Origin of the sequence: Neobacillus sp. 204, from assembly GCF_046562815.1 — a bacterium.
GTDB lineage: Bacteria > Bacillota > Bacilli > Bacillales > Cytobacillaceae > Neobacillus.
The window spans coordinates 170,477-187,254 of the sequence record NZ_JBJORY010000005.1; the positions used below are offsets into that span (position 1 = coordinate 170,477).

Below are 16,778 nucleotides of genomic sequence, written 5' to 3' on the forward strand. Positions count from 1 at the left end.
TGAAAAACCTATTAACTACCTAATACTTTTTTGATAGACTCCATTACTCGGTCTGGTTGGAATGGTTTAACTACGAAGTCCTTCGCTCCTGCTTGGATCGCTTCCAATACCATCGGCTGCTGTCCCATCGCCGAACACATGATTATTTTAGCCTGTGGATGAAAAGCTCGAATCTCCTTTACTGCCGTAATACCATCTTTTTCGGGCATTGTAATGTCCATTGTCACAATATCAGGAGTCAGTTCCCGATATTTATCAACTGCATCGGCTCCGTTTACTGCTTCACCGGCAACCTCAAATCCATTCTTTGTCAAAATATCTTTCAACATCATACGCATAAATGCTGCATCATCAACGATTAATACCCTAGCCATAATTTTCTCCTCCAATATTCAATAGTGTAATTATATTATTGTATAATAATTAGTTGCTCATTTTGCTTATACGATCGATTGGGCTAATTATATCAGTAATCCGCACTCCGAAATTTTCTTCAATTACGACAACTTCCCCTTTAGCTACCAGCTTATGGTTTGCTAGTATATCCACCGGTTCTCCTGCCAATTTATCTAATTGAATAACGGCTCCAGGTCCTAATTCAAGAATTTTGCGAATTTGCATTTTTGTTCGCCCCAGCTCCACAGTAATTTCTAATGGAATATCAAATAACATATCAATATTTCCTGCATGAGAACTACTTGATGGGGCATCTGAGAATGCAGCATATTCGACTTTTTGAACATTTGCACTTGGAGGTGGATTCGGCGTGCTTTGAGAAACAGATGTTCCATCATATGAAGAAGCAGGTACGGAATGCACTGACACAGTCTGTTCTTGCACATGGTTTATTGGCTTCTCCGCCTCGACCACTTTCGGTGCCGGCTGCTCACTAATCGAAAGGACTTTTTGAATCATGTCCTTCCCAAATGATAAGGGAATAAATTGAATCATGTTTGAGTCAATTAGATTTCCAACCTTTAAACGAAAGGATATTTCTAAAATAACCTCTTCATCAAGTTCTTCTAGTTTTTTGGGCGGGAAACCAAGGATGTCGATTGTCGGAGGTGAAATATCCACCTTTTGACTAAACATGGTTGACATGGATGTCGCCGCAGAACCCATCATTTGATTCATTGCCTCTTGGACTGCACTTAGATGCAATTCTGAAAGTTCAGGATCAAGAGCAGTACCGTCGCCACCCATCATTAAGTTAGCAATAATTTTTGCATCATTCTCTTTAATCATCAACAGATTTTTACCACGAATTCCCTCGGTATAATCCACATGAACAGCTACATGCTTTTCATTTATTACTTCCTCTATTTTTTCCTGCTCAATCACAGCAAGTGTAGGTGTGGTAATTTCCACCCGTTGGTTCAGTAAAGAAGATAAAGCCGTGGTTGAACTCCCTAAAGCAATATTTCCAATCTCCCCTAAAGCATCTTGCTCCATGGAGCTCAAAAAGTCATCGATCGATAACTCGCGCTTATCATTCATTTGATTAAATAGTGCATTAATCTCATCTTGAGATAGTAACCCCTCGTTCATCCTATATGTCATCTCCTTCAGAGTGGATTGTTTGATCGATTTGGACTGCATATCGTCCTTTTTGAACGCCTGGGTTACCCAAAAATCTTGTCACTTGATCTACTTTCACTTGAATTTTCCCGGTTTCGATCCCAATCACATCTCCAATCTGAAGGTTGTAGAGTTCGGAAATCGGTAAGGTGGCCCTGCCTAATTCAGCGATCACAGGTACACCGATTGAGTCCAAGTTTTGTTTTATTTTATTTTCCTGAGGGTCAGTTGATTTTGACATTGTTGAAAGCCACTGATGCGTTGATAATTTGGGTAATACTGGCTCCACAATAAGATGCGGAAGGCAAAGCGTCATTCTCCCCGTTGTCTCTCCAATTGTAGTATGGAGCGCAATGACGATCACTGTGTCATTAGGAGAAGAAATTTGAACAAATTGTGGATTTGTTTCAATGCCATCCCATCTTACTTTAATATTTTCAATGTTTCTCCAAACACTTTGATACATGTCTGATGCACGTGAAAAAATCTTTTGTAAAAGAACTGTTTCTATTTCCGTTAACGCTCCGTTACGGGAAGCAGCGTCCCCTTGACCTCCTAGTAACCTCTCAATTACTGCGTTAGCCACTTGTGGATTCACTTCCATAACCATTTTTCCATCCATCGGTTTTACTTCAAATACGTTCAAAATGGTTCGCGAGGGGATAGACGCGATAAATTCTTGATAGTTTACTTGATCTACCAGGTCAATTTCGATTTGAACGAAGGTTCTAAGCTGCGCTGAAAGATAGGAAGTCAGCAATCGAGTGAAATTCTCATGTATTCTTGTTATGCTTCTTAGTTGTTCTTTGGAGTAACGCATTGCGCGTTTGAAATCATATAGTTTTACTTTTTCATCCTTAACAGTTACATCGGATGCCTGAATTTCCCCATTGTTTAAGGCGGATAACAGGGCATCGATTTCTTGTTGTGATAATACATCTGCCAAAGGGCTACCCCCTAACTCTTCCCTGAGTTATCAATCATCTAAATTGCTCTAACTAGCGAAAAAATTATCGTTTTAAATTTACTACTTCTTCCAAAATCGAATCTGAGGTCGTAATCGTTCTTGAATTTGCTTGGAACCCACGTTGTGCAACAATCATCTCAGTAAATTCATCTGTTAAATCAACGTTTGACATTTCTAGTACTCCAGAATTTATTTGCCCACCCTTATTGTCTTCGATGCGGCTAAGTAATGCTGGTCCAGAGTTACCATTTTCCTGAAAAAATGTATTCCCTACCTTTGTCAACCCACCAGGATTAGAAACAACTGTAGTGGCTAAGGAAATATTATTAGTTTGATCAGCTGTGTTGTTCATATAGTATTTTTCCGTACTTGGATCATAAGCTAATTTCCCACTTTGGCCATCTTCACGAACCACATTAATATAGCCATCCGAATCTATTGAATACGAATTGAATTTCAGATTATTTTTTTCATCTTCTTTAATGTTAATTCGGGCAGTATCCCCTGCTTCATTTACACCTAGGACATAATATCCATTAGAGGTAACTAAATCACCATTTCCATCACGTGTGAAATTGCCGGCTCTAGTTAAATATTCTGGCCCTCCGTTTTCTTTTGGACTAACTACAAAGAATGCATCTCCGTCAATTGCTAAATCTGTACCAACATTTGTAGTCATTGGACTACCCGGAGTAAAAACAGTATCAACAGAGCTAATTTTCACCCCAAGCCCAACCTGTTTCGGATTTACACCTCCACGGTCACTTGAAGGTGCCGTTGCACCCGCCATGTTTTGACTAATAATATCTTGAAACATCACACGACCTTTTTTAAATCCTACCGTATTGACATTCGCAACATTGTTTCCAATAACATCCAGTTTTGTTTGAAAACCCTTCATGCCAGAAACTCCAGAGTATAGAGACTTTAACATTTTGTTTTCCTCCTAATTTCTATTCTAATAATGGGATTATTTCGCTTCTATTGCTGCTTGCTTTATTTCAGTAACGTTTTCCATTGGGATCTTTTCATTACCAACTATGTAAAAATAATTTCCATCCTGACTAGTTACTCCAGTTACTACACCGGTTTTTGGTGCTGTTGTACCATCAGGTGTCCAGCTAACCTCTTTACCAATCACAGCTGCATATTGGCTCATTTGGCTGCCTGCAAATTTATCAAACGCCTTATTCAAGTTCGTCATTTGTTCTAAAGAACTAAAAGTGGCCATTTGCGCAATAAAATCTTTATCCTGTAGTGGACTAGAAGGATCTTGATGGGCCAATTGCGTGGTTAAGATTCGCAAGAAATCATCTTTTCCAAGCACGCTTTTTTGTTCATATGGTTTCACATTATTATAGATGGAGTTATTTTTAGAAACTGTTGTCACATCTACCCAATTACTCATTCATCTATTCTCCTTCCTAAGCAGTGAAATCGATTCGAGAAGTGGTCTTGCGAGTAGACCCACCGTATGTAATCGATAAACTCTCCAGCTCTCGTTCGTTTTGTTCCGTCGATTCGTTTTGTCCTTTTGAACCATCCTGTGCTGAGGTGTAGGTTCGTTGTTCACGAGATGAATGTGACGATCCATCTTGGGAAAAAGTTAATCCAGACTGACTAGGGTCCGCAGTTCCCGGGGATTGCTGTAAGATATCTAGCTTTTGCACCTGAAGCCCAACTTGCTGGAGTGCAGCTCTCAGGTGTTGTAACTGACCTTCTAACAACTCTTTAGCTAGTGGTGTATCGGTCAATATTTCCGCTGATACCTGTCCATGCAGAGAATTTACTTTTATCTCTATATGACCTAAATGTTCAGGATACAAAGAGAACTTAGCTTCCGTACTTCCTGACTGGCCATTGGATAACTTCAAATTCCGGCTAATCCATTCACTAACTTCGGGAGCAAACTCAGAAACGGTAAGCTTCGGTGGAAGAGACCCAACCTCTGACTGAATACTGGTCGCTTGCTGTTGATGAATGGCCATTAGTGGCTGTCCACTTACCTTGGTTAGGTCATCCATATGTGGAGTTCGTGGAGTGCGAACCACTCGATTTTCTTCAGAAACACGGCTAACTGCATGTGTAACGGAAGAGAAAATCACTTGATTTTTATCCAAACTCAATTCTGGTTGCGATACATAGAAAGCGTTTTGATTTAGTTCATTTTGCTGCTTTAACCCGTCGGTTACTTTTTTTGAATTTAATTCATTCGAAATTATTTGAATTTTTTGTTTAATAATATCTGGAACTTGAAAGGATGCGCTTTCTATTTTCGAGTTTAGATCGCTAATAATCGGGGGTAAGTTCTTTAAATCCACCGATGTCAGCTGATCCATTCCTTGAACCAATTCCACCAATTGTGCCATTACCTTACGATCCTCTGGTGAATCTTTTGGTAGCGAATTTAATGTAATTGAATCCTCTGATAGTTGTGGCCCACCTGTTGAAGAATCAAAAACTAGCTGTGCTTCCTCTGACTGCTGTATTTGCTGAATTCTAGCAGCTAAAACCGTCAAAACAGAATCAATTTTATCCCAGTCTTCTTCGCTCTCGTACATAAGTCCTTCTTGAGTGGTTTCATTACTTGGATTAGTCAATTGGACCTCTTCTAGATCCGCTGATTCCTTATCAGTAACTTCCCCACTTTGCTTCATCAGGCTATATTCTAAGTTTTCTAAACTACCAGATTCACTTTTAGTTGCTTCTGTGCTGGTTTTCAACGGATCAGGTACGTTTTGCAAAGAAGGTATGTATATCTTCTGCCCGTCTCTTTTGTTTGATTGACCTAAAGAATTAAACATCGCTAATATTTGATCAAAGGAATGAACGGGATCTTCTGCAAGAGAGGCGGACTTGGTTTTTGCTCCGTTCAATGATTTAGTTTGATTGATTTTGATACCATTTTGTGTAATATCCAAACAATTTTCCTCCTCTCAATTTTGATACATGACTTCAATTAATCTACATTATACCTTATTCACCTGTATTCGTCATGAAAAATTTCTATTAACAAAATTATTAATTTTTTATCCAAAAAATTACTTTTTGATAGTTTTTGTATTTGTTTTCGAAGCATAAACAATAGAAAAACAGGTAGAAAAAAACACTACCTGTTTCAATTCACTAATCATGAATTAATTATATAGTGGATATTATTTCCTGATAGATTTGAGACAACTCATATTGCTCATCTGCAAATCCTGCTTCTAACACGGCTCTTGGCATTCCATATACAATACATGAGTCCTCTGCTTCCACGAATACTTTTCCATGGTATTTCTTTACAAAACTACAACCTTTGGTCCCGTCACTACCCATTCCTGTTAAGATCACGGATAACAGCCTATCAGTAAAAATAGGTGCTGCCGAACTAAGGGTAATATCGATAGATGGTTTGTATAATTCCTGCACATCATTATGGTTTTCCACTTTAAAAATGATCTTCCCTTCTAGTCTTTCAAAACGTGTTTGATAACCTGATGGGCATATATAAATCGTACCAGCTTTGGCTTCCTGTCCATTATTGGCCTCTTTAACTTCTAATTGACAAAGAGAATTGAACCTCTCGGCCAAATGTTTAGTAAAACCAGGCGGCATATGCTGCGCAACAACAATGGGAATGGGGAAATCCTTTGGGAAACAGGGCAATATGGTTTGCAAGGCTTTGGGCCCCCCGGTGGAACACCCTATAAAAATAAGTTCCGTCTGCTGCTGGTTCACATAACGGACTTTATGACTATGCGTCGGAACTGTTTCTACGATTGTCTGGAGCTTTGCTGCTACAATTCCTGCTAATCGTTGTGTAAGTTCCTTACTCTGATTGCCGCCATTCTGGTTTCTAATCAGGTTTTCTTTTAAAAAGAAATCAACTGCACCCAAGGCAAGTGCTTGTAAAGTTTCCTGTGCACCCTCTCCGGTGCGTGAACTAATCATCACCACGGGAACAGGATCATTCTTCATAATCTGTTCCAATGCCTGTAGTCCATTCATTTCCGGCATCTCCACATCCATGGTGACAAGATCGGGCTTGAGTCGTTGAACCTTTTCGACTGCTTCCACCCCATTCCTTGCGATTCCAACCACAAAGAACCGAGGGTCCTCTTCCAGCATTAGACTAATCGCTCTGCGCATAAAAGCAGAGTCATCGACCACTAATACACCGTATTGTTTCATCCTGATCAGATTCCTTTCGATAATAAAAACTCTTATCTGAGCGTACTTTTTGAAACCCCATGTTCGGATCAGTTATCGATTCTGCATGACCAAGAAATAGGTAGCCTGCAGGTGCTAAATTTCGGTATAAACTTTGAATCACTTGTTTAGTTTTATCCTGATCAAAGTAGATCAAAACATTCCTGCAGAAAATAATATCTACTTCACCAATTTCAGCTACTTCATCCTTATGAAGGAGGTTTAAATGATAAAATTTTACCATTTTTTTAGTGGAAGCTTTAATTTGATATCCACCATTTTCATCAATAAAATATTTTTTCAATAAGGTTTCGGGAATTCGCCGAAAAGCAAATGAACTATTATGATACCATCCTTTTTCAGCTTTTTGGAGGACTTTTTTATTAATATCGGTCGCAATAATCTCAACAGTTCCTGGTAAGAAGCGGCCCGCTTCTTGGATTAACATCGCCAGTGTATAAGGCTCTTCACCACTTGAGCAAGCGGCACTCCATATCCTTAGTGGTCGATCTCTATTTTTCTCTTTCATCAGTGGCAGTACAAACGAACAGCACTCTTTTAATTGGTCTTCTTCTCGATAAAAGTAGGTTTCATTGATCGTTAATAGCTCTATAACCACATCCCATTCTCCAGGTGCTGTGGTAAGATATTTACAGTAATCCTCATACGTTAAACCCAGTTGATTCACCCGTTTTGATATTTTATCTCTTAAAATTGAAAGCCGATCATGAAAACCTAGTCCACAATAGTCATAAATGATTTGGCTTAAATTAGCTAACCCATTCTCTTGCATGTGCATCACCCTATTTCTCGCTCCGCTTTCAAATCAAAGAGCAGCTCTATTTATACCTAGTTTACTAGGTTGAATGTTATCTGTTAAAAATTACTAAAATGAATTTTCCATGGTACGGATACATATTAATTCAGTATAAAATTACTAGATAAATAGTCACCCGTCAATTAGAATTCTTAAAAGTTTTAACAATAAAAAAATTAATCAAAAACATTTTGATTAAATCAAAAAACGTTATTGTCGAAATATCTCGATTGACGTACAATTATATTACAAACTTTTTAATAACATTGAAGGAGAATATGATGTCTAGTATTTTTGGTATTATCTTGGCATTGGTAGCAATAGGAGTCGGGATGGTTTTAAAAGGGGCTTCACTATCTGCATTAAACAATCCGGCAGCATATCTCATAATATTTGGAGGAACAGCAGCGGCAATTTTGATTGCTTTCCCATTTAGTGAGATTAAAAAGTTTCCTATATTGTTAAAGATCGCCCTATTTGAACCAAAACTCACCTCTAAATCTGATCAAGTTGTCAGCTTAGTAAAATGTGCAGAAATTGCGAAAAAGGAAGGGTTATTAGCTTTAGAGGAAATGGCTAATAATACACAAGATCCTTTTTACAAAAAAGGTCTAGAAATGATTATTGACGGCCATGATCTTGAGTTCATTGAAGAAGTCTTATTGGATGAAGTCGCAGCCATAGACAAACGACACAAAACGGGAGCGCTTATCTTTACCCAAGCAGGCACCTATGCCCCAACATTAGGCGTACTTGGCGCCGTAATTGGATTAGTTGCTTCATTAGGTAACTTAAATAATGTTGAAAAACTGGGACATTCCATTTCAGCAGCTTTTATTGCAACGTTACTAGGGATTTTTTCGGGTTATGTGTTATGGCATCCCTTAGCCAATAAATTGAAGCGAATTTCCAAACGGGAACAGGAGTTTAAGCTTCTTACTATTGAGGGATTACTTGCCGTTTATCAAGGTGTTACACCTAGCTCATTAGAAAAGAAATTAACTGTCTACATTCCGCCAAAGGAACGGAAAAAGTTCGATAAGGTAAATGAGGAATCAGTCAATGAGAAAACAGCGTAATAAATTCGATGAAGAGCATGAAGAGCATATTGACGAATCTTGGTTGATCCCATATGCGGATATCTTAACACTTTTACTTGCATTATTTATTGTATTATTTGCATCTAGTACGGTCGACAAAGAAAAATATCAATCTATTATGGAATCGTTCAAATCTGAATTAACTGGAACGAAGATCGAAAGTACTAACACTGGCCTAAGTGTTAAGCCTTCTGATCAAAAAAAGGAGGATCAGACTCCGAAAGAACCACCTGCGACTCAAGCGGCTGCTCCCGCCCCGAGTAAGGATGAAATCGAGCTCAACCAATTAAAAGAGAAATTAGCCAAATATGTTAAAGAAAACGATTTGGATGCGGTAATTACTTTACAAGACACAAAACGTGGGGTTGAAATATCCTTAAAGGATGTTATTCTATTTGATCCCGGAAAAGCAGAATTAAAGTCGAGCTCTTTCAAAACACTAAATGTATTAGTCGGTCTAGCAAAAACAGTTGATAATCCAATAAGTATAGAAGGTCATACCGATAACGTTCCGATTAAAAATGCAGCATACGCTTCGAACTGGGAGCTTTCCTCTGCCAGAGCTGTTAGCGTTCTTCATCACTTTGAATCCAAAAAAATTGCCAAAAAGCGCTTGCAATTTGTTGGATATGGAGAATATCGGCCCATCTATCCTAACAATACAAAGGTACATAAGCAAGCCAATCGAAGAGTAAATATAGTTATACTACGGAAAGCCTAAAATCATCATTAAAAGCCAGATTCCTATCTATTTAGGAATCTGGCTTTTTATTTTACTATTTTTTCACCATTTGTACCTGCTCCGTTTTTTTCTCAAACCCAAGATCCATCAGGATCGGAATGATTGGGTTAGTCATCGAGGTATTAATGGTCATAAAGTTGACTGGGTGATTTGTTTCTCCAGTAATTGAATTCAAAATGGATATAAACGTCTCTTCTTGAGGGACTTCAAATAGTTCAATCTGATATAAAAATACTTTTTCCAATTGTCCCTGTTGATTCCATGCCCTTTTAAATAAGGAATAGCCAAGTGGATTCTGTTTTTCGTCAAAATAAATTTGTGCTTCCCCTGACCTCACACTCTGCCACTGACATTGCCATGGAAGATTTTCTTTATAAAATTGGTAAGTTGGGAGCTGTTCGGGACGAATAGCTTTGCAAGGAATCGGAGTATTTTTCAAATCTACCATCCCAGTTAAATAAACTAGGGAATCGATTATTTCATAGCCGAATTTTTGATATAAACGGATGGCTCTTTCATTTTCCTTTATTGCTTCAAGGGTAGCAATTTCGACTCCTTCTTCGGAATAAACTTTTAAGGCTGCCTCCATTAATAGATTGGAAACACCCTTCCCACGGTAATCGACAGCTATTCCGGTTCCGCCATTCCAGACAGTCTTTCTCCCGTCAATGACTCGAAATCCATTTAAAACAATAGCTATAGGTTCTTCGCCATCAAAAGCAACTAGCGAGTGATTCATGGATAATCCTTCGTTTATCAAACGGTTATAAAATAGTTCGGGTGTCATTTCTAATTGCACAAAATAGCCTTCAAATCCACGATTCCAAGCCGTAATTGTATCTTGAATGGTACATTCCGTTAATTTTTTAAAAATTAGATTCATATTTTCCTCTCCTATTGCTCTAAAAAATAGTCATGTAAAAAACCATTATAAATGAAAATAAATCCATAATGGTTTTTCCACTTATTCTACATTATTTAACTGTCAAAGGAACCACCTTTTGCCCAATGGCCGCAATCAATTCTTTTGGCATTGGAAAGCTTAATGCGGCTGGATCCTTCATCACCGCTGGAATGGCCAATTGGAGTGCCTCTTCGGTAATATTGAATTGCTTGAAATCAGCCGGTAATCCTACCTTATACTGAAGCAATTTAATTTTTCCAATTACTTTTGCTAACGCTGTTTGTGGAGTATCACCCTTTACATCCACGTTTAAGGCTTGTGCTAATTCAGTGGCCTTTGGCAGATATAAATCAGGAACCAATTCCATAACCACTGGTAAAAAGACGGCATTTGCCAGGCCATGCGGAATCCGGAACAAGGCTCCGTATGCGTGAGCCATATTGTGGACAGGAATTGCATTCAAGGCAAAACTGAAAGCAGTAATTCCCATTAAGCTTGCTTGCAATAAATCCATCCGGGCATCAAGGTTCGAACCATCCGCCACTGCGACTGGTAGATTTTTTTCAATTAAGCGAATCGCATGAAGGGCATAGGCATCGGTTAGTCCTGTTGCTGTTGGGGAGGCAAGGGCCTCGATCGCGTGTGTTAAGGCATCAAACCCAGTAAATGCTGTTATTACTGGTGGGAGTCCAACGGTCAGATCAGGATCCAATATCGCCATATCGGCATTAATAAATGGATTAATGATATTCGTCTTCATTTGGATATCTTCATTAAAAATTACGGCAATCGGTGAAACCTCTGAGCCAGTACCCGCTGTTGTTGGGATCGCTATATGCGGAATCGGCATATAATTTGCTTTTGGAAAGGACTCATATAGTAAACCACCGGGGATCGCCTCTTTGATATCGGTCAAACCTTTATAGAGCGCGTATTTTACTCCCTTTACAGTATCCAGGACACTGCCCCCGCCGACAGCCAGTAAGGAATCCGCCCCGATTTCTCTTGCATAACGGACCGCTTCATTGATGCATCTGCTTTCGGCATCCTGTTTAATATCAAGAAATTGGCCAACCAGTTCAGGCCCAGAACCATGCCCTGTCAGTGAAAAAATATCGGCCACTTTTTCAACAATGCCTGCTGCCTCTAAGCCTCTGTCACTTAAGAGGAGTACGCGTTTGGCACCTAGACCTGCAAAAAGACTTGGGACCATCGCTCTTGAGTTTGAACCGCTGTAAATTCCCGTACGTAACATAAACTGTGATAAGGTTGTTTTCATTTTCATCCTCACCTCTTATTTGTTTTGGCCAAACAGAATTCCGTACCAATTGCGTCGTTCGAGCTCTGGTGTCATCGATGTATGAACATGCTTTACCTGGGTATAAGCATCGAGTGATTGCTGTCCCATTTCCCTGCCTATTCCACTTTGTTTGTACCCGCCAAACGGGGTATCACTGCGGAGCATATGCCAGTCATTAATCCAGACCACACCCGCCTGGAGTTTTCTTGCGACCGCATAGGCTTTATTGACATCGCGAGTCCAGACTCCTGCTGCTAAACCATAAATCGTATCATTCGCCATTCGAATCGCCTCGTCCAAGTCTGAATAACGAATCACACAGAGGACCGGTCCAAAAATTTCTTCTTGGGCTATTTTCATATCATTGGTGACATTCGTAAAAATCGTTGGTTCGATATAATGTCCCTCTTCACAGCCAGCCACCCTCACTTCCTTGCCACCGCATACTAGAGTCGCTCCTTCTTGTTGCCCTGCTTCAATATAGGCAAGAATCGTTTCCTTTTGTTTTTTCGAAATAACAGGACCAACATCAGTAGCTGGATCAAGCGGATTCCCAAGTTTTAATTTACTGGTAAGTGCAACTAAGCCTTCAACCACTTGATCATAAAGCTTATCTGGGACAAATAATCGTGTCCCTGATTCACACAGCTGGCCGGAATGGAGAAAAACTCCAAAAAGGCTTCCAGGCAGGGCGATGCTAAGATCGGCATCCTCTAATAGGATATTGGGTGATTTACCGCCTAACTCTAATGTGGTTTTCTTAATCGAACCTGCAGCCAGTCCCATAATTCGTCTGCCCACCTCTGTTGACCCAGTGAACGCCACTTTGTCAACCTTTGGATGGTTTACTAATGCTTCGCCCACTGCCGCGCCTGGACCTGAGACTACGTTAATCACGCCTGGAGGGACAACGGATGAAATAATTTCTGCTAGTTTCAAAGTGGACAGCGGCGTGTAACTAGCCGGCTTAATGACAATTGTATTCCCCATCGCCAGGGCCGGAGCAATCTTCCATGTCGCGATGACCATTGGCAAATTCCAAGGAGTGATGGCTGCACATACACCAATTGGTTCACGCCAAATAAAATTGTGTGCCGGTCCTGGGAAGGGCGGAAGAGGAAGTGTTTCCGAGAATGGATATTCTACCGTAAAGTTGGCTAAGGTTTGGAACAAGTCAACCATTTGTAAAATATCACTGCTGCCGATCCGACGTACCGTTCCGCCTGAACTGATCGCTTCTAAGTATGCTAGTTCCTCGGCATGTTCAGCAATTTGATAGGAAATCGCATACAACACCTTGGCGCGGTCTTTGGGCTTCATGTTTCTCCAGTCACCTTGGTCAAACGCCGCACGGGCTGCATTTACAGCGCGGTCAACATCTTCCGTTGTTCCTTTTGCCACCCGTGCAACTAGTTCACCATTGGCAGGGTTATACACATCAAACGTTTCTTGACTGCTTGCAGCCTCCCATTTTCCGTTAATAAAGTGGGGAAATGTTTGTACGTCTACCTTTACCGTCATCATAATTCCTCCTAATCTTAAATCGCTATAAAACACCTAATTCACTTTCTGAAAATCTATAAATCTCTTCGATTTTTTTGCCTTTTGCCCGTGCTAAAATCTCCATTCGGACAGAAAGTTGTTTTAACGTAAAGTTCATGATGTCCACCGGATCCCCGCCGAATGCACTTACCTCCCTTCCTGCAATGCCTTCTTGGTTTAACCTAATCGCTAATGGAGTCAGTTCGCCCATTTTGGCAGCTACAAAATCAAAGAGATGTGGATGTTCACAAATCAAACGTTGCAAAAGGAAGGTACCATAGCCGATATGCCTGGACTCATCCTTTTTTAAATGACCGATCCCTGCGAGCAGACCAGGCATGATGCCAGCGGTTTCTAAGGCATTATAAAAGGAAAAATAGCCGGTTTCTGCTAATACACCTTCGACAAACATGTTGTACACCACAGATGCTTCAGCGATGGATTCTGGGGATTGGTTGGTAATAAGCCGTTCCATTGTCGATGGGAGGATTTCATAGAAAATCTTCTGATAGGTTTCGGTATGAAAGTGGGACAGGTCCCCGCGTTCCCCAATTGCGTTCAATACTAGCCGAAAAAATTCTGTATGTTTCGCTTCTTCGTATAAAAAGGTCGTGAGGAACATTTCTTCCTCCAAACGCCCTTCTTTCGCAATCGCCATGATAAGTGGAAGCAAGTCTAATGTCACCGCTTCCTCACCCGCTTGAAACTGAGAAATCAGCCGTAAAATATCCTCCTGCTGCTCCTCATTCATCACTTTCCAATCCTTTTGGTCCTGACTGAAATCAATATCAGCCGGGTTCCATGTCCCTAACCGTTTTGCTTTTTGGTATAAGCGGTACGGGAAAGAATCTTCAAGCAAACCTCGACTGCTGGTTGTTAATATGGTTCTTTTTTCCATATGTGTTCTCCTCCTTTTTTCCATTACGGTTTGATTACAATTTCTGAGGCGTGCTTACGGAGATGTGTTTTTAAAATTTTCCCGATACCATTCCTAGGTAATGCCTCTAGAAAAACAATTCTTCGTGGTGTTTTATTTTTCGCTAAATGGTCCTGGCAATAGATGATTAGTTCTTCTTCGGTTACTTCAGTTTCTGGCTTTTTTACGACACAGGCAACCATTTCTTCGCCCATCCGTTCATCTGGCACACCAACAACCGCTGCCTCCACCACTTGGTGATGAGCAGTTAATATTTCTTCCACATCACGAGGATACACATTAAAGCCGCCTCGAATAATTAAATCCTTTTTTCGATCAACAATATAGACATAGCCCTCATCATCGATCCGGGCCATATCTCCCGTAAATAACCAAGAATTTTTTAAGACACGGCTGGTTTCTTCGATATTTTGATAGTAGCCGGGCGTCACATTTTCACCGCGGACGATTAATTCACCCACTTCACCGGGGGAAACTTCCTCACCATTTTCATCGACAATTTTTAATTCCACTCCTGGTATTGGGATGCCTACTGAACCTGGTTTTATTTCGATGCCTTTTCTGTGGGCGGTAACAACGGGAGCAGCTTCGGATAACCCATACCCCTCGTACACCTTCGCACCAAATTTTTGTTCGAATGCATGTAATAAGGCTATTGGGAGAGGAGCAGACCCCGAACCTACTGATTCAAGACTGGAGGTGTTATATTGGTCGGCTTGTGGAAAAGACACTAAGGCATGAATCATTGCAGGAACAGCTGAGAACGTCTTCACTTTGTATGTTTCAATGGCCTTAAATACCTCTTTTGTATCAAAACTTGAAAAAATAACAATGGAGCTTCCTGTTAGATAGCAAATATTTGAAACCGTCAAGCCATACACGTGGGCAAGCGGCAGGACTCCAAGTGTGGTGCCCCGCTCTGTTTCATTATGTTTTGCCGAATTCTCGGCATTGGAGTATAAGTTTTTATGGGTTAATAGCACGCCTTTTGGACTTCCAGTGGTACCTGAGGTGTAAAGAATGACTGCGGTATCATCCGCGTTCCCGTCATTGATTATATGAGCTTTCGTTGGGGCGAACACGTCATAGAAGTTTTTCGCTCGATCATCTGATGGCAGATCGACTACAATCAACAATGGCTTAACCGTTAGTCCTTCTAGTGACTTTTCAACATTACTGCGGACAGCGGAGGAGGTAATGACTGCTTTTGCCCCGGAATTTCTCGCGATGTAGTGAAGTTCCTTTGGATGGAGAGTAAACATAACTGGGACAATCGTTGCTCCTGCCCTGGTAATCCCTTGATAGGAAAAAAGGACCTCAGGGCAATTGGGCATACAAACCATTACCCGATCACCCTTAGCAATTCCGAGGTTGCGCAAGCCACTTGCTAATTGATCCGCGTATTGCTTGGTTTCTACATTTGTAAACGTCTTTTCTTTGTAATATAAAAAAGGATACTCCCTGAATTCTGCGATATTTGTATCAAGCAGGTCTTTCAGCTTCATTCCACAACATCCTCTCCTTTGATTTGTCCGAATAAACCTGTATTGCTATTGCTAGTTCAAGTGATACCTGATAACCGAACCTGTTTGCTGATAATTTACCTGCTGTCTTTCTTCAAGTAAGTCCAAGTGGCCTTGAATTTGTGATAATCCTAAGAACACTGTATGCCCGTGCAAACGAGGATACATTTTCGTGCAGATTTCATAAATCGATTTTTCTCCGCTTGCTAGAATCGTCAGAATCTGCTCACAGCGTTTTTCCTGTTCTAGTAATCTGGTTTTGATTAACGATAGATGATCGGTAAATGCCTCACCATGACCTGGGTATATCATCTTCAATGGCAGGCGGCTTACTCTTTCGAACGAGTCTCGGTATTGCAGTAGCGGCCGCGGACGATTAACCTCACCTGGATTAGGTGGCTCGATAAATGCATTCACGGAAAAAGCATTTAATAAATGATCGCCAGCAAAGGTATCACCTGTTTCCGGGTTCCATAGCAAAATATCCGATTGGCTATGGCCGGGAACGTGAACCACTTCAAACTCCTTCCCACCAAGCGGTATAACATCACCTTCATTTATATAGGTAACATTCCGCCAGTTTTCCTCTTTCAAGGGCCGTTCAATAAAGTGCTTTAATGGGTCGGCACCACAGCTTGTTAAAAACTGCTGAAAAAAAGCCTGGAATCGTTGATACTCGTCCATCCCAGCATTAATGGAACCTCTCGCCTGTTCATGGACATAGATTGGCAGCTCTGTTTCTTCCTGGATGAAAGGAATGGCTCCAGCATGGTCAATATGGATGTGGGTAAGGATAATCTGATCAATATCCTTCAATGTAACTCCGTGCGTATGTAGTTTGCTTTTAAGTTGTTGAAAGGACGCTTTCCCAGGGTTACCGGTGTCAATTAACGTAACTGAATCTCCCATCGCCAAAAAGGCATTGACCGTCCCCTCGGCAAAATGGGTTTCCAATTCAAGCGGAACTATTCTAAACAATTTGATCCCCTCCCTTCTCAAACATTATTTAACTATTACTTTTGACAGGAGGAAAAACCTAAGCACTATCAAAACTATATTTCTCTCAAGCGCTAAATATGAATATGTTTTCCTTCATAGTCAAATTTTTATTTTTTTCGAAAAATAACTTTAGGAAAGGAACCCCCTTGAAATATACGTAAATGAATTTACGTAC

16 protein-coding genes are annotated in these 16,778 nt (G+C 40.5%); 2 read left to right on the forward strand and 14 right to left on the reverse strand.

Features of this window, described 5'->3' with window-relative positions:
• Positions 1 to 11 precede the first annotated feature (11 nt).
• The 8 genes from ACJ004_RS12235 to ACJ004_RS12270 all read right to left on the reverse strand — a co-directional run bounded on the left by ACJ004_RS12235 (position 12) and on the right by ACJ004_RS12270 (position 7,532).
• Entirely contained in the window at positions 12 to 374 is a 363-nt protein-coding gene (locus ACJ004_RS12235; protein WP_410893282.1) for a response regulator, read from the reverse strand.
• A gap of 49 nt (positions 375 to 423) precedes the next feature.
• Entirely contained in the window at positions 424 to 1,548 is a 1,125-nt protein-coding gene (gene fliY, locus ACJ004_RS12240) for a flagellar motor switch phosphatase FliY (RefSeq protein WP_410893283.1), read from the reverse strand.
• A 1-nt stretch (position 1,549) separates the two neighbouring features.
• The gene (gene fliM / locus ACJ004_RS12245) at positions 1,550 to 2,524 is read right to left on the reverse strand and encodes a flagellar motor switch protein FliM (protein WP_410893284.1); all 975 of its coding nucleotides are present in this window, start codon (positions 2,522 to 2,524) and stop codon (positions 1,550 to 1,552) included.
• 64 nt (positions 2,525 to 2,588) lie between these two features.
• Entirely contained in the window at positions 2,589 to 3,479 is an 891-nt protein-coding gene (locus tag ACJ004_RS12250) for a flagellar hook-basal body complex protein (protein ID WP_410893285.1), read from the reverse strand.
• 36 nt (positions 3,480 to 3,515) lie between these two features.
• Entirely contained in the window at positions 3,516 to 3,953 is a 438-nt protein-coding gene (flgD, locus tag ACJ004_RS12255) for a flagellar hook assembly protein FlgD (protein ID WP_410893286.1), read from the reverse strand.
• Positions 3,954 to 3,969: 16 nt separating this feature from the next.
• Positions 3,970 to 5,466 carry a flagellar hook-length control protein FliK gene (locus ACJ004_RS12260; RefSeq protein WP_410893287.1) on the reverse strand — a complete coding sequence of 499 codons (1,497 nt, stop codon included), beginning with the start codon at positions 5,464 to 5,466 and terminating at the stop codon, positions 3,970 to 3,972.
• Positions 5,467 to 5,686: 220 nt separating this feature from the next.
• A complete protein-coding gene (locus ACJ004_RS12265) occupies positions 5,687 to 6,721 on the reverse strand; it encodes a protein-glutamate methylesterase/protein-glutamine glutaminase (protein ID WP_410893288.1) in 1,035 nt (344 codons plus the stop codon).
• On the reverse strand, positions 6,690 to 7,532 hold the full coding sequence (locus tag ACJ004_RS12270) for a CheR family methyltransferase (protein WP_410893289.1): 843 nt from the start codon (positions 7,530 to 7,532) through the stop codon (positions 6,690 to 6,692). The genes ACJ004_RS12265 and ACJ004_RS12270 overlap by 32 nt, the downstream gene beginning before the upstream one ends.
• A gap of 305 nt (positions 7,533 to 7,837) precedes the next feature.
• Between ACJ004_RS12270 and motA the strand changes: the two genes are divergently transcribed.
• Together motA and ACJ004_RS12280 are read left to right on the forward strand one after the other, a co-directional pair.
• Positions 7,838 to 8,635 carry a flagellar motor stator protein MotA gene (gene motA / locus ACJ004_RS12275; RefSeq protein WP_410893290.1) on the forward strand — a complete coding sequence of 266 codons (798 nt, stop codon included), beginning with the start codon at positions 7,838 to 7,840 and terminating at the stop codon, positions 8,633 to 8,635.
• Positions 8,619 to 9,377 (forward strand): flagellar motor protein MotB, encoded by a 759-nt coding sequence (locus ACJ004_RS12280; RefSeq protein ID WP_410893291.1) that lies wholly within the window; start codon positions 8,619 to 8,621, stop codon positions 9,375 to 9,377. The genes motA and ACJ004_RS12280 overlap by 17 nt, the downstream gene beginning before the upstream one ends.
• 55 nt (positions 9,378 to 9,432) lie before the next feature.
• Here the strand turns inward: ACJ004_RS12280 and ACJ004_RS12285 are convergent, their stop codons facing one another.
• The 6 genes from ACJ004_RS12285 to ACJ004_RS12310 all read right to left on the reverse strand — a co-directional run bounded on the left by ACJ004_RS12285 (position 9,433) and on the right by ACJ004_RS12310 (position 16,582).
• A complete protein-coding gene (locus ACJ004_RS12285) occupies positions 9,433 to 10,281 on the reverse strand; it encodes a GNAT family N-acetyltransferase (protein WP_410893293.1) in 849 nt (282 codons plus the stop codon).
• Positions 10,282 to 10,372: 91 nt separating this feature from the next.
• Positions 10,373 to 11,581: an iron-containing alcohol dehydrogenase gene (locus ACJ004_RS12290; protein WP_410893294.1), complete on the reverse strand. Its 1,209-nt coding sequence runs from the start codon at positions 11,579 to 11,581 to the stop codon at positions 10,373 to 10,375.
• A 15-nt stretch (positions 11,582 to 11,596) separates the two neighbouring features.
• Positions 11,597 to 13,123, reverse strand: coding sequence for an aldehyde dehydrogenase family protein (locus tag ACJ004_RS12295; RefSeq protein ID WP_410893295.1), 1,527 nt, complete (start codon positions 13,121 to 13,123; stop codon positions 11,597 to 11,599).
• A gap of 25 nt (positions 13,124 to 13,148) precedes the next feature.
• Positions 13,149 to 14,042 (reverse strand): R2-like ligand-binding oxidase, encoded by an 894-nt coding sequence (locus ACJ004_RS12300; protein ID WP_410893296.1) that lies wholly within the window; start codon positions 14,040 to 14,042, stop codon positions 13,149 to 13,151.
• A gap of 23 nt (positions 14,043 to 14,065) precedes the next feature.
• Complete coding sequence (locus tag ACJ004_RS12305; protein WP_410893297.1) at positions 14,066 to 15,586, reverse strand: long-chain-fatty-acid--CoA ligase; 1,521 nt, start codon at positions 15,584 to 15,586, stop codon at positions 14,066 to 14,068.
• Positions 15,587 to 15,637: 51 nt separating this feature from the next.
• Positions 15,638 to 16,582 (reverse strand): MBL fold metallo-hydrolase, encoded by a 945-nt coding sequence (locus ACJ004_RS12310; protein ID WP_410893298.1) that lies wholly within the window; start codon positions 16,580 to 16,582, stop codon positions 15,638 to 15,640.
• Positions 16,583 to 16,778 lie beyond the last annotated feature (196 nt).